Below are 23,498 nucleotides of genomic sequence, written 5' to 3' on the forward strand. Positions count from 1 at the left end.
TCTTACCAGCGTCCATCAATGCTTTCCGCTGATTCGCCTCCGCTGTTTTCTCCTGTTTCAAAAACGGCGGTTGCTTTTTTCGTTTCTGTTGAACCATCAGGCTGTGTTTGCTCCACTGTGACTGTGACGTTCGTGTAGCCGGTTCCGCCTTCTGCCGCTTCAATGTAGAACTCGCCTTCGCTTGGCTCTGTAATGCTGACGACACCATCGCTTGAAGCTCTTACGTCGACAATCTCAGGATCAGTTGCATCCTCTGGCGTAAATTCAATTAACTGATCTACCTGCTCGTACGACTTGTTTGTATATTTCGCTTGCTTGAATGAAACCCCTTCAAGCTCAACGAATGCCGATTCCACAATGACAGGTATCGTAACAGAAACATTAGGATTGCTGTTCGAAACAACTGTTAATTCTGTTGATCCTTCTTTTAACCCGATGATCGTTCCTTTACTTTGTTCATTATCTTGAAGTACTTCTGCTATTGAACCATCTTCTATTTTTGCTGTCCACGACCGGTCAGTCGCATCTTCCGGAAGCACTTTAATCAAGAAATCTGCTGATGCTCCTTCAACAGCGGAAATTCCGCTCAATTGAACCGGGTTCTTGCCAGTCGACCATATTTCAATGCTTTCAACCTTTTTCTGTATGGTTACTTCTTTTTTGGTCACTTTGTCGGCTAAAGAGAATCCGCCTGTTGACTTTACTTCAACCGTGTTCAAGCCCGTTTTTGTGAGCGGAATGACAAAATCCTTCGTCATCGGCAGCCAAGCGACTGAGCCATTCACCCGGTAAAAGTACAGTACATCTTCGCCGGCGACAAGCTGCGACACCTTCGCATTGACATGCTCTTGAACAGTGTCTCCATTTTGAATGGATGCTCCGCTGTCTTTTCCGGTCAAAGACAGGTCCGCAACAAAACGAATCAATGCGGTCGTATTATCTGAGTACGTCACTGTTACAGCCGTTTTATCCGATCCCTCTGCAAATACAAGATCCTTGATCGGTTTTGGCTGAAGACCATAATCATTCGGGAACGTTGTTTCAGCGGCTGTCACACCTAACGCCTTTGTCACTTTTCTGATCGTGCCGTTTGCATAACCATCATAATAATGGCTCGCTCCATCATCGAGTCTCACTTTACTGGTAATCCGCTCGGATGCTGATGGAATAGTGGATGTATATGTTTTTTTGAAGCGAGTATCTTCATATTCTACTTTGGCCTGCGGCATTGTGACATTATTTAATGCCCAGTCTGTTTTTAATTTCAATGCTGCTGTAAAGGCAGGTGGTGTAAATACTCCATTTCCGTAAGAAACGGTTTGAGTAAGCGTAACGACCGCTTCTTTATCGCCATTTGCACTGTCACGAACGGTTACGTTAGAAGCTGATTCATCAATGCTAACACCGTTTGGAAGCGGTTGAACCAGCTTCATGTTTTGCAGTTTTCCGCTAACGGAATTGTTCGTTAAACCCTTTGGCTTTAAATTGTATTCAGCGCTGAAATAATTTCCGCGAGTACCTGCTTGCTTGATCAAGCTGTTGACTGTATTATCTTCCCCTTTTAGCGTCATCGATCCGTCAATCGCTGGTGGGGCTTCTGCCGATACGGTGATCGTAACAGCCGGAATCGTTACCGACGATGTCGATCCATCCGGTCGTTTAAAGGATAGTTTCATATTGTCAAATGTATACGTGCCCACTTCGCTGAACTCGAGCGGCAGCGTTAAATCAACGGGTGCTGGTGCGTTTTGCAGATATTCATATTCGAACGATTTTCTTAACGTTATGTTGGTTCCTTCTACTGCTGCATTTGCTCCTTCAGCTACGGTTACTTTTCCATTGAATTTCGCTAGGTCTAACGTAATCTCAGCATCGAGCTTTTGCTTGCTGATGGATTCCGCGATATCAAGAAAGATTTGATCGACATTTCCCTCAGAGGCTCTGCTCGCATAGGCACCTGTGACGGAGGATAATTCCTCAAGGTATTCTTGATCAAGCTCGCCCGAATTGTTTCCGAAGCCAATTGAGTACATTTTCATACTTTTTGATCCTAGTAATTGAGCCTGTTTCTTGGCATTGATTCTAAAAAGTTCAATTGCTTTCTTTCGTTCACTGCTATAAGAAGTATCAAGCCAAGAAGACCCGTCATAAATTTCCGGGTTAGACACATTTCCAAAACGTGATGAGTAATAACCAAATGAACCATTCGTATATTGCAATACTGTATTTAGTCCATCCTCATAACAATTAAACCAGCCGCAATACCTTGTCTTTTCTTTGGATACAGTTAATTCTCCGTCCGTCATGAAAATAATGTTTTTCTCATTCGATGAGCCGCTTAAGAATTTTTCTGCTTGCTCCATAGGTTCGCGATAATTCGTTCCACCATTCGCTTCCAACTTTTTCACTTTATCCGCAATCAAGTTTAATTTTTGTTCAACCAATGCTTTACTGCCTGTTCCGAAATCAATATTGATCATATTACCTGTATCAACATTTGTATTAAAGGGAATAAAAGCAAATCGGTCATTAGGTCCTGACGTCTTCTTAAAATGCTCAAGTGCCTTATACATCGCATCCTTTGCACTTCTAAATTTCTCGGGACGCTTTCCTGATTCATTCATGGAACCGGAAGTATCAAAAACAAACACCACATCTACTGGCTTTCGTGCCAACTGATCATACTTTCCATAAGGCATCAATTTCATATCGATTCGTGCCTGGGCATTGCTGTCCACTGGCTTCACAACCACAGTTTGGGATGGTGCTGCAGTAACAGAAACACCAATATCATTTGCGGCTGCTTTCGTTTGGAGTGCACCATGAGGCATTATTAACAAAACGGCGATAATAGATAATAGAACATTCACTAGATATTTCTTCATTACACACCAGCCTTTTCCTGATAGGCGTTCTTTCTTACTATTATATATACCCTATCTTCATTTGAAAAGAATCGTTTTTATGTCTTTTTTCACATTGGAAATAAAGTAAAGAGAGCCGGTAATGATTAAAACATCCTGATCAGAGGAGTTTTGTTGAAATAATTGAATCATAGATGAATAATTTTGCACAATTTGAGCTGTTTCAGATTGATATTTCTCGTATTGCTTCGCTCCTGCTGCACGCGGAAAATCAAAGGTAGTCAAATACAGATAATCCGCTGCATCACTCAATTGATTGATCATTCCTTCAAGCGGCTTGTCCTTCATCGCTGCAAACAAAATGTGAATTGTTTGATCCGGAAACCGCTGGCTAATGGTCTTTACAAGTGCAGCGACGCCTTCTTCGTTGTGCGCGCCGTCCGCTATCATAAGCGGCGTCTCGGATAACGTTTCAAATCTGCCGGGCCAAACGGCTTTTTGCAGTCCCTCTTTTATATCGGCGTCTTCGATCAAAAAAGAATAGTACATGCGCAAATAATCAGCAGCCATCACCGCCATCGAGGCATTTTGCACCTGATGGAGTCCGGCAAGGCCGGTTTGGAGCGATGGACGTCGGCTGTACGGAGAAGCGAAATCAAACTGCTCGCCTTCTTTTGTGGACCCTTTCCATTCGCCGCTGAAATCACGGCCATATTCATAAAGAGTCGCCCTCATTTCGGCTGCTTTCCCTGCAATCACCGCCCGTGCTTCCGGCTGGTGAACGGCAGTAATCACCGGGACACCGCTTTTGATGATGCCGGCTTTTTCACCGGCAATGTCTTCGAGTGTGTCACCGAGAAATTGAATGTGGTCCATGCCGATGGTCGTAATAATAGATAAAACAGGATGAACGATATTCGTTGAATCAAGCCGTCCGCCAAGTCCTACTTCAAACAGGACGATATCGACCGGGTGCACGTAAGCAAAATAATAAAACGCCATGGCGGTAATAATTTCGAATTCGCTCGGTCCGCCGATCTCTAAACTTCCCATGTCGTCCGCGATCGCTTTTATTTTGCCGGCTAAAAGAGTAATCTCTTCATCTGACACAGGCACGCCGTTCACGCTGATCCGCTCGTTAAACTGTTCGATATACGGTGAAGTAAATGTGCCGGTTTCAAAGCCTGCTTCTGTTAAAATCGACCGGAGCATCGCCGTTGTGGAACCTTTTCCGTTTGTGCCGCCAATGTGGACTGCGCGCAGCCGGCGTTCCGGGTGGTCGAGGCGCTCCATCATATAGTCCATGCGGGCAAGGCCCGGCTTGATGCCCGTGCGCAGGCGTCCGTGTATCCATTCGATTGCTTGTTCATACGTAGTCATGGTTTTATTCTCCTTTAAAGAGTGGATCGACCGGAAAAAAGCGAAAAAGGACCGGATTCAAGCACAGACGACCGGATTCCGGTTATTCCGGTCGATCGTCTGTGCAATCCGGTCCAAAACAGCTCTATCCGGTCCAAATAACGCGTAATCCGGTTTTTTAGACGTTGCTGCTGTTTTAATTAGTTTTTTAAATCGTCAATCCGTGCTTCAACTGCTGCGAGCTTTTCGCGGTAGTCGCTTTCCTTCGCCCGCTCTTCGTCGACGACCTTTTGCGGTGCTTTCGACATAAACCGTTCGTTCGACAGCTTTTTCAGCACACGGTCGACTTCAGACTGCCATTTTGTCTTTTCTTTTTCCAGACGGGCAATTTCCTCGTCAATGTTCAGAAGACCCGCAAGCGGCATAAACAGCTCGGCTCCCGTGACAACCGCTGTCATCGCTTTTTCCGGCGCTGCCGGGTTCAAGTCAATCACAAGCTCGTCCGGGTTGCAGAAGCGCTCGATGTAGTAGCGGTTTTCCGTTAAAGCAGCCAAAACTGCTTCATCCTTTGCTTTTAACACGAGTGGTACTTTTTTGCTCATTGGCGTATTTACTTCCGCCCGAATGTTGCGGACCGCACGAATGATGTCAACCAGCAGCTTCATGCCTGCCGCTGCTTCCTTATTCGTCAGCGCAGCATCCGCTTTTGGCCAGGCCGCTTCCACAATGGTTTCTCCTTCATGCGGAAGGTTCTGCCAGATTTCTTCTGTAATAAATGGCATGAATGGGTGCAGAAGGCGCATCGTATTGTCAAGCACATACGCAAGCACGGAACGAGTCATTTGCTTGGCTTGTTCATCCTCGCCATACAGCGGCAGCTTGGCCATTTCAATGTACCAGTCACAGAAATCATCCCAGATAAAGTTGTACAGCGTCCGGCCGACTTCACCGAATTCATATTTATCGGACAAACTTGTTACGCTTTCGATCGTTTCATTTAAGCGCGTTAAAATCCATTCGTCGGCGACGGATTTTTTGCCGGTTAAATTGATTTGGTCATACGTCATGCCATCCATGTTCATCAGAGCAAAGCGGGAGGCATTCCAAATTTTATTCGCAAAGTTCCATGTTGCTTCGACCTTTTCTGTCGTGTAGCGCAGGTCCTGTCCCGGCGAGCTTCCTGTCGCAAGGAAATAACGAAGGGAATCCGCTCCGTATTGATCAATGACTTCCATCGGGTCCACGCCGTTGCCAAGTGATTTCGACATTTTTCGTCCTTCTGAATCGCGGACGAGACCGTGAATGAGCACATCCTGAAACGGACGTTCACCGGTAAATTCAAGCCCCTGGAAAATCATCCGTGATACCCAGAAGAAGATGATATCGTAGCCTGTCACGAGTGCAGCTGTCGGGTAGTACCGATTGAATTCAGCGGAATCCGCATCCGGCCAGCCCATTGTGGAGAACGGCCACAGGGCAGATGAGAACCACGTATCGAGCACGTCATTGTCCTGCTCCCAGTTTTCCGGGTCCTGCGGCGCTTCATGCCCAACGTATACTTCTCCGGTTTCTTTATGGTACCAGGCCGGAATCCGGTGGCCCCACCAAAGCTGACGTGAAATACACCAGTCACGGATGTTATCCATCCAGTGCAAATACGTTTTCTCAAAGCGGTCCGGTACAAAGTTTACTTTGTCCTCTGTTTTTTGCAGATCAACGGCAGCTGCTGCAAGAGGCGCCATTTTCACGAACCATTGCGTGGACAAATACGGCTCGACAACGGCACCGCTTCGCTCTGAATGGCCGACAGAGTGCATGTGGTCCTCGATTTTAAAGAGCACACCTGATTCCTGAAGATCCTTCACAATTTGCTTACGGCACTCAAAGCGGTCCATTCCATTGTATGTACCGGCTTCCGCGTTCATCGTGCCATCCTCGTTCATCACAAGAATACGCGGCAGATCATGACGGTTGCCCACTTCAAAGTCATTCGGGTCGTGCGCTGGCGTAATTTTCACGACACCGCTTCCGAATTCCGGATCAACATAATCATCGGCCACAATCGGAATAACGCGTCCAACGATTGGAAGAACGACATTTTTCCCGATTAAATGCTTGTAGCGCTCGTCTTCCGGATGAACGGCTACGGCTGTGTCGCCGAGCATTGTTTCCGGGCGGGTTGTCGCCACTTCAATAAAGCCTGTGCCATCTTCAAGCGGATACTTCATATGATAAAACGCGCCCTGCACGTCCTTGTAAATGACTTCAATATCAGAAAGTGCCGTTTTCGTTGACGGGTCCCAGTTAATAATGTACTCGCCGCGGTAAATCAGCCCTTTTTCATACAGCTTGACGAACACTTCGCGAACCGCTTTGGACAAGCCGGCGTCCAGCGTAAAGCGCTCACGGCTGTAGTCCAAGCCAAGCCCGAGCTTTGCCCATTGCGCGCGAATATGGCCGGCGTATTCGTCCTTCCATTTCCACGATTCCTCCAGAAACCTTTCACGGCCCAGGTCATAGCGTGACGTGCCTTCTTCTTTTAATTTCTGTTCCACCTTTGCCTGCGTGGCGATGCCGGCATGGTCCATTCCCGGAAGCCAGAGCACATCATAGCCCTGCATGCGCTTCATTCTCGTTAAAATATCCTGCAGTGTCGTATCCCATGCGTGCCCAAGGTGAAGCTTCCCTGTGACATTCGGCGGCGGGATGACAATCGTATACGGTGTTTTCGATGGATCGTTTTTCGCTTCGAAAAATTGGCCGGCAGTCCACCAGTCATAACGCCCTTGTTCAATAGACTGCGGATCATATTTTGTCGGCATGGATGTTTCTTGTTGTGACATTATTTTTTCCTCCTTGACATACGTAAAAAAAGCCTCTGCCGTCTGAAAAGGACGAAGAGGCTGCTTGCGGTACCACTCTAACTCTCGGTCCACACGTTTCTTTTCAATACCATTATCTTAGCCGAAAACGCTTCTGTGCGTCAACCTCACGCACACGTTTTCCGGCAAATCATACGATATAAAAAAGCAAAAATTGCCTTCTCACGCGGGCAATGGAAGCGAGACCGATGTAAAAAGGATGTGTAGAATATGATGCATCATTATAACAGATGGCCGCCCTGGCTGCGCCGATGCCGGTGTATGTGCTGCAAAATCATTATTCCGATCTGCTGCTTTCAAGGCATTCGCACGCTTTTCCTGCCGACCACACTCGACGTGATCTTGTTGGCGCTGCTTATTCTTCTTGCGGCTGCTCTTCATCTTGAGTGGATATAAGCTCCACGTTGCCGGATGACACTTGAAAACGCCATTTTGCTTGCTGGGCAGGCCGCTCTTCAAGCCAGCTGAAAATGGACGGATCGTCTTCCGTTCGTTTCTGCACTTGAACAGCGGCTTCTTCTACTTCTTCTGTTTCTTCTGTTTCTTCTATTTCCTCTTGTTCTTCTAATTCCTCATTCACATCGTCTTCCTCCACGTCTTCGCTGTCCTCTTCTTCTATGTGGGCGACAACCTCCAGCGGGTCGATCTCCTCTTCTTCAGACGCTGCCGCTGAAACAGCGATGGCCAGCTCCGCCTCCAACAAAAGATGATCCGGCTTTTGAACGGTGTAGTCAAACGTGTGTATTTGAATGTCCGATTCATTTGACGCCTGCTGGTTTGACGGAAGGACGGCCTGCACGGGAATATGCCGGAAAAACTGCCGAACGGATTCCTCCTCAAACCCCGGTTCTGTGTAAATGCGATAATCGCCCGTTACTTCGATAGACCCCTGTATGACGGAATCGGCAATCGTTATTTGCGGGTCGAGTGAGATGGACAGCAGTTCATCTACTTCCTCGCCTTCTGGAAAAACGACATCCTCCTGTAACGAAATAAAAAACAATTCTTCCATTACGCACCCCTCCCTTTCGCGCTAGTGTATGCGGCGCAAAGGAAAAAGATGAACGGAAGCGCACGACAAACAGAAAAAATCCGGACAACTCTGCGAAACGGCAAGCTGCCTTTTGCATTCGTCCGGATTTTTTCATTTGTTATTTTTTCAAGCGGCTGAATGCTTTTTCAGCGGCTTCAATGGTTTTTTCAATATCCTCGTCTGAATGCGCTGTGGAAAGAAACAGGCCTTCAAATTGAGACGGCGGCAAAAACACGCCTTCAAGCGCCATTTCCCGGAAGTAATCCGCGAATAAAGCGAGATCCGACTGCTTGGCGTCATCATAATTGCGAACCGGTCCTTCATGAAAGAAAAAGCCGATCATCGAGCCCGCGCGATTAAATGTAATCGGCACACCATACTTGGCCGCTGCTTCTGTCAGTCCTTTTTCAAGCAGATCCGCTTTTCGTCCGAATTCCTCGTACGATTCCGGTGTCAGCTGGCGAAGGGTTTCAAGTCCTGCGGTCATGGCCATTGGATTGCCGGACAGCGTGCCCGCTTGATAAATGGTGCCGGCCGGTGCGATATTGTTCATAATCTCCGCCTTGCCGCCATAAGCGCCAACCGGAAGACCGCCGCCGATGACTTTGCCGAGGCACGTTATATCCGGCGTCACACCGAAATGTCCCTGGGCACAGTTGTAGCCGACACGGAAGCCTGTCATCACTTCATCAAAAATAAGCAATGACCCGTGTTCCGCTGTCACGTCACGCAAGCCTTCTAAAAAGCCCGGCTGTGGTGGAACAACGCCCATGTTTCCTGCTACGGGCTCCACAATAATGCAGGCAATGTCGTCGCCGAACTGTTCAAACGCGTAGCGGACACTTTCCAGATCGTTGTACGGAACGGTAATGGTGTTTTTGGCGACACTTTCCGGGACACCGGGGCTGTCAGGAAGCCCAAGCGTGGCTACACCGGAGCCTGCTTTAATTAAAAGCGAGTCTCCGTGCCCGTGATAGCAGCCTTCAAACTTCAAAATTTTATTGCGTCCCGTGTACCCGCGCGCAAGACGAAGGGCACTCATCGTGGCTTCGGTTCCGCTTGAAACCATCCGAACCACTTCGATAGACGGCACACGCTCAATGACGAGTCTGGCCATTTCATTTTCAAGCAGTGTCGATGCACCAAAGCTCGTTCCCGTCTCCGCACTGCTTTTCAGTGCTTCCACGACACGGTCATTCGAGTGCCCTAAAATAAGCGGCCCCCAAGAAAGAACATAATCAATGTATTCATTTCCATCGATATCGTAAATCCGGGACCCTTTGCCTTTTTCCATAAAGATCGGATCGATGTTCACTGATTTAAACGCGCGGACGGGGCTGTTTACACCGCCCGGCATCATGCTTTCCGCTTCTTTAAATGCTGCTTTTGATTTTTCAAATGAACGCATCCTATTGCCTCCTTATCCTTCTTTCAGCCAGCGTGCCGCGTCTTTCGCATGATAGGTCATAATCAAATCCGCTCCTGCACGCTTCATGCTCGTTAATGTTTCAAGGACGATCGCTTTTTCATCTACCCAGCCGTTTAGGGCTGCGGCTTTCACCATCGCATATTCACCGCTCACATTGTACGCAACCACAGGCGCATTGAATTCATTTCGTACGTCACGGACAATATCCAAATAAGACAGCGCCGGCTTCACGATTAAAAAGTCCGCTCCCTGTTCAATATCCGCTCCTGCTTCACGGAGTGCTTCACGCCGGTTTGCCGGGTCCATCTGATATGTTTTCCGGTCGCCAAACTGCGGAGCAGAATCAGCTGCATCACGAAACGGTCCGTAATAAGCAGAAGAATATTTCACCGCATATGACATGATTGGCACTTCTGTAAAGCCGGCCTTATCAAGTCCTTTGCGGATCGCTGCGACAAACCCGTCCATCATGTTGCTTGGCGCAATAATATCCGCTCCTGCTTCCGCCTGGCTGACTGCTGTTTTTGCAAGCAAATCGAGAGAAGGGTCATTTAGAACCTGCTCGCCTTCAATGACACCGCAGTGACCATGGTCCGTATATTCACACAGGCACGTATCGGCAATCACCACAAGATCCGGGAAATGCTGCTTCACATAGCGCGTCGCCTCCTGCACAATTCCGTGATGATGATACGCACCCGTTCCAACCGCATCCTTCTCGTGCGGCAGTCCGAATAAAATAACCGACTTGATGCCTAAAGACACTACTTCATCCATTTCTTCCTTCAGCTGATCAATAGACAGCTGGAAGACGCCCGGCATTGAGGAAACCTCATTGCGAATTTTCTCTCCTTCTGCCACAAAAAGCGGATAAATAAAATCATTTACATCCAGCTGTGTTTCACGAACGAGCGCACGCATACTGGCTGTCTGCCGCAAGCGGCGATGTCTGTCAAATGTCATATCCAACCTGCTCACTCCTTATAATAAGTCGTTATTTCCTTCATCAGTGCATCCACGGTATACTCCTCAGGGCTAATCGAAATGGGGATGCCGAATGCCTTCGCTTCTTTTTCCGTTACGGGTCCAATCACCGCATAATCGGCTGCGGGAAGCGGTTCGCCCGCGCTTGTTAAAATCGCCGCAAAATGCCGGACAGCGGACGGACTGGTGAACGTGTACATGTCTGCTGCCTTCGATCGAATCAGCTCAAGCATTGAACGCTTTGCTTCCTCCGGGAAATACGTTTCATATACAATCCAGTCATCCGCCTCGCCCCCGTTCTGCCGAATAGCCTGACCGATGAGGCTGCGCGCCAGATTCCCTTTTGGGATCAGGGCGTTTCGCGGCGAAAAACGGCCGCTTTGTATTTCGTCTGCTACATCATCGGCCGAAAAGGACAGCGGCATATAGGAAACCGTTAGTCCGTAAGCGTTCATTGCCTTTGCTGTTTTTGTTCCAATCGCCGCCCATTTGACGTCAAGCTCCTGCAAGAGGCTTCCCGCTTTTCGCATAAAAAAATCAACGCCGTTTTTGCTGGTGAAAATAATCCAGTCGTATGTATGCAGGCGGCTTACCATTTTCTCGTCCTGCTGATCAAAAGCTTCTTTGAATGCGATAAGCGGCACTGCGTATGCTGTGCCGCCCGCTTTTTCTATTTTACCAATAAACGGTGCCGACTGTCCCGCAGGACGGGTTACAACAATTCGTTTACCAGCGAGCGGCTTCACTCTGCCGCCGCTCGTGCCGCTTCGATCAGCTCTGCTGCACCGCGGCTTTTCAAACGGTTTGCCGCTTCAAGGCCGACCTGTTCCGCATCCTTGCCTGACACCGTTTCTTTTAAAATGGTTTGGCCATCCGGTGACGCCACAAGAGCCGTCAAAGTGACGTCTTCCCCTTCAATCACGCCAAAGCCCGCAACCGGCACCTGGCAGCCACCGTCTACCGCATTTAAAAAAGCACGCTCTGCGGAAACTGTCCGTTTTGTCCGTTCACAAGTAAACCGGTTTAAAAGAGCCAGCAGTTCCTCGTCATCGCCGCGGCACTCAATCGCCAGTGCGCCTTGCCCCACAGCAGGCACGGACAATTCCTCATCCAAAAACGCTGTGATGATCTCATTGGACCAGCCCATGCGCGCAAGTCCGGCAGCCGCTAGAATAATCGCATCGTATTCTTCGTTTTGGAGCTTCTTCAGCCGCGTGTCAATATTGCCGCGAATCCATTTGATCTCAAGATCCGGTCGTGCCGCAAGCAGCTGCGCACCGCGGCGCAAACTGCTTGTGCCAATAACAGAGCCGGCAGGCAGCTCACGAAACGGGATGTGTCCGTTGGCAATATAGGCATCGCGATGGTCTTCCCTTTCCGGAACAGCTCCGATCACAAGCCCTTCCGGAAGAACAGCCGGCATATCCTTCATACTGTGGACCGCCATGTCAATCTCTCCGTCAAACATCGCCTGTTCGATTTCCTTTACAAACAGCCCCTTGCCGCCTACCTTTGACAGCGTGACGTCTAAAATCCGGTCACCCTTTGTCACAATTTCTTTTACTTCGAATTCTGTTCCCGGCGACAGCGCTTTAAGCTGATCAATCACTTGATTCGTCTGCGTCAGCGCCAGACGGCTTCTTCTTGACCCAACAATAATTTTCCGCACGATAATCCCTCCATAACCGCCCGAAAGCCGGTGTCACGAATACCAGAAATGGAACGTGGACAACCGGCTTCCGAGGAAAAAGTTCATTAAAATAATAAAAAACGCCGCTGCGTTAATGTAAGCCAGCGTTTTGCCCGACACACCTTTTCGTACCTTTACATACAAAAACGCACTGTATACAAACAGTAAAACAAAAGACGTCACAATTTTCAAATCAAACCAGCTCACGTCAGGCAATTTAATCGTTTTCCAAACGAGCCCGAGAATTAAGCTCAGCAGCAAAAGCGGCACGCCCATTGCATTTAATATCACCGAAAGCTTTTCCAGCTGCCCGAGATCTCCCAAGCGCCACAACCGCTCATTCCATTTTTTCGTTTTCAGCAGCCGGTACTGCAATACATACAGCGCTGAGAAAATAAACGACAGAGAAAACGCCCCGTAGGATAAAATGGCAATGGTAATATGAAGCAGCAAAAGCTCAGAAACAAGCTTTTCGGCCGCCGCCTGTGACTCTACCTGCACAGGCGCAAAAGTATGAATGGTCATGATCATAAACCCGATCACGTTTGTGAAAAACACTGTAAAGTCCATTCGAAGCAGCTTGTTGAGGATGAGGGAAAACGTAATCAGCACCCACGCATAAAAATAAAGCCCTTCAAAAAGGGTCAATACCGGAAAACGGCCTGTGTTCACCATATAAAGACATAAAAAAATGGTTTGGAGACTCCAAACAATCGTTAAAATCCAGAAGGCGATTCGATTCGCCCGCTGGTTTTTTTGAACAAAATCAAGGAAATAAAGCAGTACACTCACTGCATATAAAATAATCATCAGTTCATGAAGACGTGTCATTCCCTGCTCCAACATCGCATAACCTCACTTAAAACTGGAGTAAAGGCTTTGCCTGAACTGCATGAACGCGCTCTTCTTCTTCCTGCGCACGATTCAATTCACGAACGTCTTCTTCAATGTTGAAAATGTGCATAAAGAGCTCAAGCTTTTCAGCCGCCTGCTTATCACCAGCCAGCTCCTTTGCCTGCAAAATCGGGTCCTTCAGCATTTGGTTGACGATGCTTTTCGTGTGCTTGCTCAGCACCTTCAAATCACGTTCAGTTAAATGCGGCAGCTTCCGTTCAAGGCTTTCCATCGTTTCCGACTGGATCGAAAGTGCTTTCTGGCGCAAAGCTGAAATAACCGGCACAACGCCTAACAGGTTCACCCATTCATTAAAAGCAACAATTTCTCCTTCAATGAGCAGTCCGATTTTTTGAGCCGCTTTTTCGCGTTCAGCGAGATTCGCTTGCACAATGCCTTCCAAGTCATCAATATCGTACAAAAAGATGCTGTCGAGATCCGCAATTTCAGGTGCGATATCACGCGGCACCGCAATGTCGACCATAAACAGCGGACGACCCTTGCGCAGTTTTTGTACGCCTGCCATTAATTCTTTTGAAATGACGTATTCCTTTGATCCTGTAGAGCTGATTAAAATATCAGCTTCAACGAGGGCACACTGCAGTTCGTCTATTCCTTTTGCCTGTCCGTCAAAACGGCCGGCAAGAGTCGCTGCTTTTTCAAATGTACGGTTCATCACCGTCACTTTTGTAGCACCGCTTCCCTGCAGGTTTTTAATCGCCAGCTCACCCATCTTGCCAGCGCCGAGAACTAACACATGCCGGCCATCCAGTCGGCCGAATATTTTTTTCGCCAGCTCCACTGCCGCGTAGCTGACAGATACGGCATTCGCACCGATGTCTGTTTCCGCATGCGCGCGCTTTGCCAGTGTAATAGCCTGCTTAAATAAATGGTTAAACACTGTCCCGCAGGCGCCCACTTCTTGAGACTGCAGGAAGCTTTGACGCACCTGTCCAAGAATTTGGGTTTCGCCAAGCACCATTGAGTTTAGTCCAGCGGATACGCGGAATAAATGCTCAACAGCCGCCTCTTGCTCATAAATGAACAAAAACGGCGTGAACTCTGCCTGTGGAATGTGAAACCAGTTGGATAAAAACTCTTTAATATAATAACGGCCGGTATGCAGCTGATCGACGACCGCATAGATTTCTGTACGGTTGCATGTCGATACGATGACGTTTTCAAGCACACTTTTCTGTTTTTGGAGCTCCGTCATGGCTGCTGAAAGCGAATCTTCCTGAAAGGACAGGCGCTCGCGGATTTCTACCGGGGCTGTTTTATAATTTAATCCCACCGTGATGATATGCACGTAGCTTGCACCCCCGAAAAACGAATCATTGTGGTCCCATTATAACATAATGTGACGTTTTATTTATTTAAAATTTGTGAACATGTGCTAACATAAAAAGCAGTCCGTTTTCTATACCCTGATTCTCACCTGCTAGTCTTATTTATAAACATTATCATATAGAAATTATTTTTTCAAGAGTATGAAACGGGAAGCTAATGGTGAAGAAACGAATGAAAAAACACAGTGATTCCATCACAGTGAAACAAAACGAATTGGAAAGCGGGGCTTGATGGATTTGAATGGACAGCGCATGTTTCCTGGCATTTTGTTAATCGGTTTCGGCTTGTATTTTTTTCTTCAGCAATCGGCCTTTACGTGGGTGAAGCCTTATCTCGGCTGGCCGGCGCTTTTGCTGATTACCGGCATTTCTTTTCTTGTTCAAGGCCTTAAAGAAGAGGGCAGCGGTATTTTGCCCGGTGTTGTATTGACCGGATTTGGCCTTCACTTTTATGTTGTGGACTACCTTGGCTGGTGGGCGAATGATACGGGCGTGTTTATTTTAATCATCGCGGTCGGCTTTCTTCTTCAGCATCAAAAAACGGGTCACGGCCTCCTAAATGGCATCTTGTTTTTGTTTTTGGCAGCGATCACTTTATTTTACGGAACGATCAAGCAGTGGCTCGGCCCGCTCGAATCCTTCTGGCAATTCTGGCCGCTCGTTCTCATCGCCATCGGCGGCTACCTGCTGTTTGTCCAGAAAAATGCAGGGCACAGCCGGAAAAAATCATAAAAGAGTCTAGGACGTAACATTGAGGGCAGCCGGTGAATCCGAACAATCCGGTAGCTGAAAGCCTTGATTCTTCTTTTTTTCTGGAAAAGCACAAGCAGGGGCTCCGAACGCGAAGTCCTGCAGAAGCCGCCCGAACTGTGTTCGCGCAAGCGCAGTCTCTAAAGGGCTCATCACCTTAAAGATCAAAAAAGAAAGCCGAGTGCATGCGATATTTTCGCACGATCATTCGGCTTTCTCTTGTATTCAAAACCTTTTGTCTCAAGCTCTTTTCTTACTTATTCGTCTATTTCCTTTTGCTCATTTCGCAATTCTGCTTCGTACTCCTTTTGCTCATACATCCGCTTTTTAACAGCTTTCCATACTTCATCCTTGCCAAGGCCCGTTTCAGATGAAAAGACGATAATGTCATCGAGCGGGTCGAAGTCGAGTGTTTCTTTTACGACTTTTAAATGCTTTTGCCATTTGCCTTTTGGAATTTTATCTGCCTTTGTCGCAATGACGATGGCCGGGATTTCATGATGCTTTAAAAATTCATACATGGCGACATCATCCGCTGACGGTGCATGGCGAAGATCGACGATTTGCACGCAGGCAAACAGCGGCTTTCGGTCTGTCATATACGTTTCGATCATCTGTCCCCAGGCTGCCCGCTCTGTTTTGGCTACTTTGGCATAGCCGTATCCTGGCACGTCCACGAAAAATAGTTCGTTTTCGATTTTATAAAAATTCAATGTTTGGGTTTTGCCGGGCTTCGATGAAATACGGGCCAGGCTTTTCCGGCCAATCATCCGGTTAATAAAAGACGATTTTCCTACATTCGAACGGCCAGCCAGCGCAAATTCCGGCAGGCCATCGGCTGGATACTGATGCGGCTTTGCAGCACTGATCACCAGCTCCACATTATTTACTTTCATGAATTGCTTCCTCCGATCGCGATATCCAGAACCTCGTCCATTGTGGAAACAGGCAAAAAGGTCAGCCCTTCCCGAACGCTTTCTGGCACATCATCGATATCTTTTTCATTATCTTTTGGCAATATAATCGTTTTTAGTCCGGCACGGTGTGCACCGAGCGATTTTTCCTTTACGCCGCCAATGGGCAGCACTCGTCCGCGCAGGGTGATTTCACCGGTCATGCCGACATCACGCCGAACCGGGCGCCCTGTCAGAGCCGATATTAACGCGACAGCCATCGTAATTCCTGCCGAAGGGCCGTCTTTTGGTACAGCGCCTTCTGGAACGTGAATATGAATATCGTGGTTTTCATGAAATTCATCCTCAATGCCCAGCTCCTCTGACTTGGATCGCACGTAACTGAAAGCAGCCTGTGCGGACTCCTTCATCACATCGCCTAATTTCCCCGTTAAAATAAGTTTTCCTTTGCCCGGTGAAAGCGATACTTCAATTTGAAGGGTATCGCCGCCCACTGTCGTATAAGCAAGGCCGTTGGCAACACCCACTTGATCTTCTGTGTCTGCCTGTCCATAGCGGAAAATGCGTTTTCCAAGAAACTCCTGCAGGTTTTTGTCAGTCACGGTCACCCGTTTCTTTTCACCCGATACTATTTTTTTCGCGGCTTTCCGGCAAATGGCCGCCAGCTGGCGCTCGAGGCTCCGGACACCGGCTTCACGCGTGTAGTAGCGGACAATATCCCGAACGGCTTCTTCTTTTAAGCGGATTTGATTGCGCGTAAGACCATTTTCCTTCGCTTGCTTTGGAAACAAGTGATCCTGCGCGATGTGGATTTTTTCCACTTCGGTATAGCCTGCAATTGAGATAATTTCCATCCGGTCACGCAGCGGTCCTGGAATGGCACTTAAATCATTGGCAGTGGCGATAAACATGACATTTGATAAATCGTATGTTTCCTCAATGTAATGATCACTGAAATTGTGATTTTGCTCCGGATCCAGCACTTCAAGCAAGGCTGATGAAGGATCGCCTCTGAAATCGCTCGACATTTTATCAATTTCGTCAAGCAGAAACACCGGATTAACGGTCCCCGCCTTTTTCATGCCTTGAATGATCCGGCCTGGCATGGCTCCAACATACGTGCGCCGGTGCCCGCGAATTTCCGATTCATCCCGTACGCCACCAAGAGAAATACGGACAAAGTTGCGCCCCAATGATTCTGCAATTGACCGCACAAGACTTGTTTTCCCGACTCCTGGAGGGCCCCCAAGGCAAAGAATAGGTCCGCGAAGAGACTGCGTTAATTGACGCACAGCCAAAAATTCAAGGACGCGTTCTTTTACTTTTTCGAGTCCGTAGTGATCACGGTTTAATACATCCTCCGCCTTGATCACATCCAAATCGTCTTCTGTCGCATTCGACCATGGCAGCGTGACAAGCCATTCCAAATAATTGCGGATAACCGCACTTTCCGCCGCACTTTGCGGAATTTTCTCATATCGGTCCAGCTCTTTCAGGGCGGTTTTTTCGACATGCTCTGGCATAGCCGCCGCCATAATCCGCGTGGTCAGCTCTTCCACTTCACCTGTTTTGCCTTCTTTATCACCGAGTTCCTGCTGGATCGCTTTCATCTGCTCGCGTAAATAATATTCCTTTTGTGTTTTTTCCATGGAGGTTTTCACACGCTGGCCAATTTTTTTCTCTAAATTGAGGACTTCCCGCTCATTGTGCAGCAGCGCAATCAGCCGCTCGAGCCGTTTTTTTACCGAAAACGTAGCCAATATGTCTTGCTTTTCCTTTACCTTCAAAGACATATGCGACGTGGCAATATCGGCCAGCCTGCCCGGCTCCTGTATGTCTGAAACAGAACTGAGCGTATCGGATGACCCTTTTTTCGACAGCTTCACATACTGTTCAAATTGCTTTAACAGCATCCGCATGAGTGCCTCTGTTTCTGCATCCTTTGACTCATCTTCTTTATGCACTTCCACGACAGCTTCATAAAACGCTTTTTGATCCACAATGGAAATAAGCTTTGCCCGCTCCAGGCCTTCAACGAGCACGCGAATCGTCCCATTCGGCAGCTTGAGCATTTGCTTCACCTTTGTTAATGTGCCGACCTCATACACGTCATCTCCCGCAGGATCATCCAGGTCCGGGTCTTTTTGAGCGGATAAAAAAACGAGCTGATCGTTCATCATTGCTTTTTCCAGCGCTTCAATGGAACGGTCGCGGCCTACGTCTAAATGCAGCACCATCGACGGGTATACGTGCATTCCACGAAGCGGCAAAAGCGGTATTGTATAAATTGTATCTGCCTTCATGACAACTTCTCCTCCCAATAAGAAAAGCGCAACGTCCAACTATACACCTTTTCTTCTCTTGCTTTCTTCCTATCTTATCGCAAACGCATAGACGCTGTCGATTGAAAAGAAGGGACAGCACCTGTACAGGCACTGTCCCTTCTGAACGATCACTGGCACTTATGCAGATGTTTTATCAACCGTACCGACATCATTGCCGTTTTCGTCAAGAAGACGAGGCGATGCCAGGTCTGTTACAGTTTCTTTTGTAATCACACACGTTTTAATATCGTCACGTGTCGGCAATTCATACATCACATCAAGCATAATGCTTTCAATGATGGAACGGAGGCCACGTGCACCGGTTTTGCGTTCGATCGCTTTTTTGGAGATTTCGCTTAATGCTTCATCGTCAAATTGAAGTTCGACATCATCAAGCTCAAGCATTTTCTGGAACTGCTTCACGAGCGCATTTTTTGGTTTTGTTAGGATTTCAATCAATGCTTCTTCATCCAGCTGCTCAAGGCTGGCGATGACTGGAAGACGGCCGATGAATTCCGGAATTAAGCCGAAACGCAGTAAATCTTCAGGCACAAGCTGCGCCAAATAAGACTTGTCTTCTGCTTCTTCTTTTTTCTGGTCGGAACCAAAGCCGATGACCTTCTGGCCAAGACGGCGCTTGATAATTTGTTCGACACCATCAAACGCTCCGCCGCAAATAAAGAGGATGTTTGTCGTATCGATTTGAATGAATTCCTGGTGAGGATGCTTGCGCCCGCCCTGTGGTGGAACACTGGCAACCGTTCCTTCAAGAATTTTCAATAGTGCCTGCTGAACGCCTTCACCTGATACATCGCGTGTAATCGAAGGGTTTTCCGATTTACGGGCAACCTTATCGATTTCATCAATATAAATGATGCCTTTTTCGGCTTTTTCAACGTCATAATCTGCCGCTTGGATCAATTTCAGCAGGATGTTTTCCACGTCTTCCCCTACGTAGCCCGCTTCTGTCAGTGACGTCGCATCCGCAATCGCAAATGGCACGTTCAAAATGCGTGCAAGCGTTTGAGCAAGAAGGGTTTTCCCGCTTCCTGTTGGTCCAATTAAGCAAATATTCGATTTGGCCAGTTCCACATCGTCAATTTTGCTGTTTGAATTAATCCGTTTATAGTGGTTGTACACCGCAACCGCAAGCGACTTTTTCGCACGCTCCTGGCCGATGACATACTCGCCTAAAATTTCGCGGATTTCAGTTGGCTTCGGTACATCCTTGAATTCCACTTCTTCTTCTGTGCCAAGCTCTTCTTCCACGATTTCTGTGCACAGCTCAATACATTCGTCGCAAATATAAACGCCTGGTCCAGCAACGAGTTTCCTCACCTGGTCCTGCGATTTTCCGCAAAACGAACATTTTAACTGTCCTTTTTCTTCATTAAATTTAAACATCTGGTTCACCCCTTATGCTATGTTGGTGCAGCCGGAGCCAAATCATGTCCGCCTTTTTAAACTGCGCCGTAACTAAGTTATGTATCGCATTGTAGCACACTTGCCGCAAAACCAAAAAGAAAAAGCGTTTTTCTCTTCTTATAGGTAGAAAACAAGGCACGATCACGTCGCGCCCTGTCAGTGTGTTCTCTTATATATTATGCACCAGTTTTGCTGTTTTCGACAAGAAATTCGACTGCTTTGCGAATTTTCAAATCAGCTTTCATGCCTTCAAGGCTTCCAAGCGCTTTTTGAATATCTTCTGCTGAAAGACCAAATTGCTCAGACATTTTAGCTACTTCTGCATTCACATCTTCGTCTGTTGGCTCAAGGTTTTCTGCTTCAGCGATTGCTTCAAGCGTTAAGCTTGTACGCACGCGCGTTTCTGCATTTTCCTTCATTTGGCCGCGAAGATCTTCTTCAGATTGTCCAGAGAACTGGTAATACAGGTCAAGGTTCATTCCTTGCATAGAAAGGTTTTGCGTGAACTCTTGAAGCATGCGGTCGATTTCAGCATCGATCATCGCATCCGGTACGTCTGTTTGTGCATTGGCTACCGCTTTTTCAACAAGGTCATCGCGAAGCTTTTGCTCAGAAGCGTTTTTCTTTTGTTCAGTCAGACGCTCCTGTACCTTTGTTTTTAATGCTTCAAGTGTTTCCACTTCTTCGTCTGTTTCTTTCGCGAAATCATCGTTAAGCTCAGGAAGCTCCTGTGATTTGATTTCATGAAGAGTGACTTTGAACGTTGCCGGCTGGCCCGCAAGCTCTTCTGCATGGTACTCTTCAGGGAATGATACTTCTACTTCTTTTTGTTCGCCAGTTTTCATTCCAACAAGCTGCTCTTCAAATCCAGGGATAAACGTGCCTGAACCGATGACGATTGAATAGTTTTCCGCTTGTCCGCCTTCAAATGCTTCACCGTTTACAAAGCCTTCAAAATCGATGACAACCGTATCGTCGTTTTCAACAGCTCCGTCTTCTTTTACAACAAGCTCAGCGTGGCGTTTTTGAAGATCCTTCAATTCGTTTTCAACATCTTCAGCTGTTACTTCATCGCTTTCTTTTTCCACTTCAAGGCCTTTGTACTCGCCAAGTGTTACGTCAGGCTTTACCGTTACTTTTGCTGTGAAGATGAACGGCTTGCCTTTTTCGAATTGCTCAACGTCAATTTCAGGGCGGTCTACTGGCTCGATGCCTGTTTCGTCAATTGCGTTTCCGTATGCTTCCGGAAGAATCGCATCGATCGCATCCTGATAAAGTGCTTCAACGCCGAAACGCTGTTCGAACAACGGACGTGGCATTTTCCCTTTACGGAATCCTGGTACGTTGATTGTTTTTACTACTTTTTGAAATGCTGTGTTAAGACCTTGGTTAACCGTTTCAGCGTCAACTTCAACTGTTAAAACGCCCTGGTTACCTTCTAATTTTTCCCACTTTGCTGACATAAAAAATTCCCTCCAACAATCTATTAATAAATATGAACGTTCGTCCTATGTATATTCTTATTTGATATAAAAAGGACACAATACGACTTTTACATTATAACATACAGCCGTTTTCTTTCAACTAAAAGGCTGAAATTTCGTCGAGTTCCTTCATGACGGCCAGCGCTTTTGCGACTTCAGCATCCTCTGTTTTCTCTGCGTCCTGCTCGTACATGGCGTTCAGTTTCAGCAGCACCGCCTCCACCCACTTTTCCGGCGACACCTCCGGATCAAACGGATGCAGTAAAAACTGATACTGCTTCACCAGTTCAGCTGCCTGCTCATAAAGCGCGGGATTGTCCTGTCCGGCACGTTGGTCAAGACCATCTATGACGGACTGAAAAAAAGGCTGCTGAAACGCTTCATCCGTTAAAACCGGAACGAGGTCTTTTTCCCTTTGCATTTTCTTGACGGTTATTTTCTCGGCCGTGCCGATTTCCCGCAGCAGTCCCAGGGCAATGGTTTGGATGAATGGGTGCTCCGCTTCATTTTGAACGAGCTGAATCAGCTCTTTCTCAAATGGAGCTGCATCCGTTTTGCCGAGCTCTGCAAGCTTCATCATCTTTTCCTGCAGCCCATCTTCAGTCCTAAACAGAACCGTTTCTTTTTTCACACTCATCCGGTCTGCCAGTGCTTTTAAATGAGCGAAGTGTTCATAACGGTCTGACGGCAGCCCTTCTTCCATTAAAACAGACAGCGTGTCCGCCACTTCCTTATACCGTTTTCTTTGAATCAGCATCAGTACATGCAAATCCAGCACATCAAAATAATGGCCTTCTCCTTTAAGAAGCATATCACGTGACAGCTCAATTCCCTCTTCGTGGCTTCCACTTTCATGATACGCAATGAGAAGCGCCATTTTCAGTTCCTCCTGGCGGCTGTCATCAAAGCGCAAAGCCTCTGAATAGCATCTGATCGCTTCATCAAACCGCTTTTCTTCCAGCGCCTGCTGCCCCTGCTGTTCAAGCCGCGCGGACGTTCCCGGAAATGGAACAATATTGCCGGACTGCTTTCGGTTCTTTCTTTTCATTCTTCTCACCGCCCGAATGTCTTTCGTTAAAGTGTAGCACGCGGCTTTTTGATTGAACAGAGAAAACAGTTGCCATCCTCCATGGCTGCTGTCATGCTTAAGAAATGATTCCACCTACAAAGGAGATTGACAATGATTGAAGTAAAAACATCTACATTAAGCGACGGCGAATTTAACCGGGGCGTTTTTGCCACAAGAGACATCAAAAAAGGGGAAATGCTTCACGAAGCACCCGTTATTCCATACCCGAATGACCAGCATGTGCATATTGAAAAAACGCTGCTCGCTGATTACGCATTCGAATACGGGGCCAACCATACCGCGATGCTGCTCGGCTACGGCATGCTGTTTAATCACTCGTACGAGCCGAATGCTGTGTATGATATCCACTTCGAAAGCCACTCGTTTAAATTTTACGCGTACCGCGATATAAAAGCGGGCGAGGAAATTTTGATTAACTATAACGGAGAAGTGGATGATGAAACGCCGCTTTGGTTTAACGACGACAGCTTGGAGCAATAAAAGCAGCCGCTTCCTTTAGGGGAGGCGGTTCATAGTGTTGAAAAACAAACTCGTCAAGAGAAACTAGATGTTTTCTCGAGGTTGTTTCCTTTTCTTTAGAAAAATAAAGGCTGTTGTCTTTTCTGGAAAAAAACATTCATGGGCTCCGGGCTGCCGGCTCCGCTTTTCTATGTGGCGAACGCCGAACAAGCCCAAACTATGTTGGCACAAGCGCAGCCCCAAAACGATTTATTATCATGAAGAGCTCAAAAGAAAGTCGAATATGATCGTTCGGCTTTTTCTTCTATCTAAAACCTTTTGTCTCAAGATCTTTTTCACATAAAAATAAAGAAAGAATGAAAAAACGTCCACAAATGTTGATTTAACAACATTTGCAGACGTTGGCAAGGGTTTAAAGCTTATGTAAAAAAGTAATACATACGTCCCAAGAGGGATTCGAACCCCCGACCGACGGCTTAGAAGGCCGTTGCTCTATCCAGCTGAGCTATTGGGACTTCCTTTAAAGACAATATTTATAATAACAATCGGTTGGATTCCTGTCAACCTA

General features: G+C 47.3%; 18 protein-coding genes and 1 tRNA gene. 3 read left to right on the forward strand and 16 right to left on the reverse strand.

What is annotated here, in order from left to right; translation table 11 throughout:
- Positions 1 to 2 precede the first annotated feature (2 nt).
- The 3 genes from BW952_RS03465 to BW952_RS03475 form a co-directional block, all read right to left on the reverse strand.
- Positions 3 to 2,885 carry a VWA domain-containing protein gene (locus tag BW952_RS03465; RefSeq protein WP_045849827.1) on the reverse strand — a complete coding sequence of 961 codons (2,883 nt, stop codon included), beginning with the start codon at positions 2,883 to 2,885 and terminating at the stop codon, positions 3 to 5.
- A 57-nt stretch (positions 2,886 to 2,942) separates the two neighbouring features.
- Positions 2,943 to 4,244 carry a bifunctional folylpolyglutamate synthase/dihydrofolate synthase gene (locus BW952_RS03470; protein WP_045849828.1) on the reverse strand — a complete coding sequence of 434 codons (1,302 nt, stop codon included), beginning with the start codon at positions 4,242 to 4,244 and terminating at the stop codon, positions 2,943 to 2,945.
- A 179-nt stretch (positions 4,245 to 4,423) separates the two neighbouring features.
- A complete protein-coding gene (locus BW952_RS03475) occupies positions 4,424 to 7,066 on the reverse strand; it encodes a valine--tRNA ligase (RefSeq protein ID WP_045849829.1) in 2,643 nt (880 codons plus the stop codon).
- A gap of 249 nt (positions 7,067 to 7,315) precedes the next feature.
- Between BW952_RS03475 and BW952_RS03480 the strand changes: the two genes are divergently transcribed.
- Entirely contained in the window at positions 7,316 to 7,501 is a 186-nt protein-coding gene (locus tag BW952_RS03480) for a hypothetical protein (protein WP_231581301.1), read from the forward strand.
- Here the strand turns inward: BW952_RS03480 and BW952_RS03485 are convergent.
- From BW952_RS03485 to hemA, 7 genes are all read right to left on the reverse strand, one after another.
- Complete coding sequence (locus tag BW952_RS03485) at positions 7,461 to 8,117, reverse strand: hypothetical protein (protein WP_045849830.1); 657 nt, start codon at positions 8,115 to 8,117, stop codon at positions 7,461 to 7,463. The genes BW952_RS03480 and BW952_RS03485 overlap by 41 nt on opposite strands.
- 139 nt (positions 8,118 to 8,256) lie before the next feature.
- Complete coding sequence (gene hemL / locus BW952_RS03490; RefSeq protein WP_045849831.1) at positions 8,257 to 9,546, reverse strand: glutamate-1-semialdehyde 2,1-aminomutase; 1,290 nt, start codon at positions 9,544 to 9,546, stop codon at positions 8,257 to 8,259.
- Between the two features lie 12 nt (positions 9,547 to 9,558).
- Positions 9,559 to 10,530 carry a porphobilinogen synthase gene (gene hemB, locus BW952_RS03495; RefSeq protein ID WP_045849842.1) on the reverse strand — a complete coding sequence of 324 codons (972 nt, stop codon included), beginning with the start codon at positions 10,528 to 10,530 and terminating at the stop codon, positions 9,559 to 9,561.
- Between the two features lie 11 nt (positions 10,531 to 10,541).
- Positions 10,542 to 11,297: a uroporphyrinogen-III synthase gene (locus BW952_RS03500; protein WP_045849832.1), complete on the reverse strand. Its 756-nt coding sequence runs from the start codon at positions 11,295 to 11,297 to the stop codon at positions 10,542 to 10,544.
- On the reverse strand, positions 11,294 to 12,220 hold the full coding sequence (gene hemC / locus BW952_RS03505) for a hydroxymethylbilane synthase (RefSeq protein WP_045849833.1): 927 nt from the start codon (positions 12,218 to 12,220) through the stop codon (positions 11,294 to 11,296). Before hemC ends, BW952_RS03500 begins: the two co-directional genes overlap by 4 nt.
- 33 nt (positions 12,221 to 12,253) lie before the next feature.
- The gene (locus BW952_RS03510; protein ID WP_045849834.1) at positions 12,254 to 13,087 is read right to left on the reverse strand and encodes a cytochrome C assembly family protein; all 834 of its coding nucleotides are present in this window, start codon (positions 13,085 to 13,087) and stop codon (positions 12,254 to 12,256) included.
- Positions 13,088 to 13,100: 13 nt separating this feature from the next.
- Entirely contained in the window at positions 13,101 to 14,444 is a 1,344-nt protein-coding gene (gene hemA, locus BW952_RS03515; RefSeq protein WP_045849835.1) for a glutamyl-tRNA reductase, read from the reverse strand.
- Between the two features lie 271 nt (positions 14,445 to 14,715).
- Between hemA and BW952_RS03520 the strand changes: the two genes are divergently transcribed.
- Positions 14,716 to 15,216, forward strand: coding sequence for a hypothetical protein (locus tag BW952_RS03520; protein WP_045849836.1), 501 nt, complete (start codon positions 14,716 to 14,718; stop codon positions 15,214 to 15,216).
- A gap of 275 nt (positions 15,217 to 15,491) precedes the next feature.
- On the opposite strand, the gene yihA is transcribed toward BW952_RS03520, so the two are convergent.
- From yihA to BW952_RS03545, 5 genes are all read right to left on the reverse strand, one after another.
- Positions 15,492 to 16,130, reverse strand: coding sequence for a ribosome biogenesis GTP-binding protein YihA/YsxC (yihA, locus tag BW952_RS03525; protein WP_045852398.1), 639 nt, complete (start codon positions 16,128 to 16,130; stop codon positions 15,492 to 15,494).
- Entirely contained in the window at positions 16,127 to 18,451 is a 2,325-nt protein-coding gene (lon, locus tag BW952_RS03530) for an endopeptidase La (protein ID WP_045852397.1), read from the reverse strand. Before lon ends, yihA begins: the two co-directional genes overlap by 4 nt.
- Before the next feature lie 159 nt (positions 18,452 to 18,610).
- A complete protein-coding gene (clpX, locus tag BW952_RS03535) occupies positions 18,611 to 19,876 on the reverse strand; it encodes an ATP-dependent protease ATP-binding subunit ClpX (protein ID WP_045852396.1) in 1,266 nt (421 codons plus the stop codon).
- 197 nt (positions 19,877 to 20,073) lie between these two features.
- On the reverse strand, positions 20,074 to 21,360 hold the full coding sequence (gene tig, locus BW952_RS03540) for a trigger factor (protein ID WP_045852395.1): 1,287 nt from the start codon (positions 21,358 to 21,360) through the stop codon (positions 20,074 to 20,076).
- Between the two features lie 121 nt (positions 21,361 to 21,481).
- On the reverse strand, positions 21,482 to 22,429 hold the full coding sequence (locus tag BW952_RS03545; protein WP_045852394.1) for a hypothetical protein: 948 nt from the start codon (positions 22,427 to 22,429) through the stop codon (positions 21,482 to 21,484).
- 132 nt (positions 22,430 to 22,561) lie between these two features.
- On the opposite strand from BW952_RS03545, the gene BW952_RS03550 reads away from it, so the two are divergent.
- Positions 22,562 to 22,951, forward strand: coding sequence for an SET domain-containing protein (locus BW952_RS03550; RefSeq protein ID WP_045852393.1), 390 nt, complete (start codon positions 22,562 to 22,564; stop codon positions 22,949 to 22,951).
- A gap of 420 nt (positions 22,952 to 23,371) precedes the next feature.
- Here the strand turns inward: BW952_RS03550 and BW952_RS03555 are convergent.
- Positions 23,372 to 23,445: transfer RNA gene (locus tag BW952_RS03555), tRNA-Arg, on the reverse strand.
- Positions 23,446 to 23,498 lie beyond the last annotated feature (53 nt).

The sequence above is a fragment of the Domibacillus enclensis genome, from assembly GCF_900156125.1.
Taxonomy (GTDB): Bacteria; Bacillota; Bacilli; order Bacillales; family Domibacillaceae; genus Domibacillus; species Domibacillus enclensis.

Bases quoted from the DNA above. Each gene is read 5' to 3' on its own strand.
- BW952_RS03520 (WP_045849836.1), top strand. From the start codon at position 14,716: ATGGATTTGAATGGACAGCGCATGTTTCCTGGCATTTTGTTAATCGGT.
- clpX (WP_045852396.1), bottom strand. From the start codon at position 19,876: ATGTTTAAATTTAATGAAGAAAAAGGACAGTTAAAATGTTCGTTTTGC.
- BW952_RS03510 (WP_045849834.1), bottom strand. From the start codon at position 13,087: ATGTTGGAGCAGGGAATGACACGTCTTCATGAACTGATGATTATTTTA.
- BW952_RS03485 (WP_045849830.1), bottom strand. From the start codon at position 8,117: ATGGAAGAATTGTTTTTTATTTCGTTACAGGAGGATGTCGTTTTTCCA.
- BW952_RS03545 (WP_045852394.1), bottom strand. From the start codon at position 22,429: ATGAAAAGAAAGAACCGAAAGCAGTCCGGCAATATTGTTCCATTTCCG.
- hemL (WP_045849831.1), bottom strand. From the start codon at position 9,546: ATGCGTTCATTTGAAAAATCAAAAGCAGCATTTAAAGAAGCGGAAAGC.
- BW952_RS03480 (WP_231581301.1), top strand. From the start codon at position 7,316: ATGATGCATCATTATAACAGATGGCCGCCCTGGCTGCGCCGATGCCGG.
- BW952_RS03475 (WP_045849829.1), bottom strand. From the start codon at position 7,066: ATGTCACAACAAGAAACATCCATGCCGACAAAATATGATCCGCAGTCT.
- hemB (WP_045849842.1), bottom strand. From the start codon at position 10,530: ATGACATTTGACAGACATCGCCGCTTGCGGCAGACAGCCAGTATGCGT.
- yihA (WP_045852398.1), bottom strand. From the start codon at position 16,130: ATGAAAGTAAATAATGTGGAGCTGGTGATCAGTGCTGCAAAGCCGCAT.
- tig (WP_045852395.1), bottom strand. From the start codon at position 21,360: ATGTCAGCAAAGTGGGAAAAATTAGAAGGTAACCAGGGCGTTTTAACA.
- lon (WP_045852397.1), bottom strand. From the start codon at position 18,451: ATGAAGGCAGATACAATTTATACAATACCGCTTTTGCCGCTTCGTGGA.
- BW952_RS03550 (WP_045852393.1), top strand. From the start codon at position 22,562: ATGATTGAAGTAAAAACATCTACATTAAGCGACGGCGAATTTAACCGG.
- BW952_RS03465 (WP_045849827.1), bottom strand. From the start codon at position 2,885: ATGAAGAAATATCTAGTGAATGTTCTATTATCTATTATCGCCGTTTTG.
- BW952_RS03470 (WP_045849828.1), bottom strand. From the start codon at position 4,244: ATGACTACGTATGAACAAGCAATCGAATGGATACACGGACGCCTGCGC.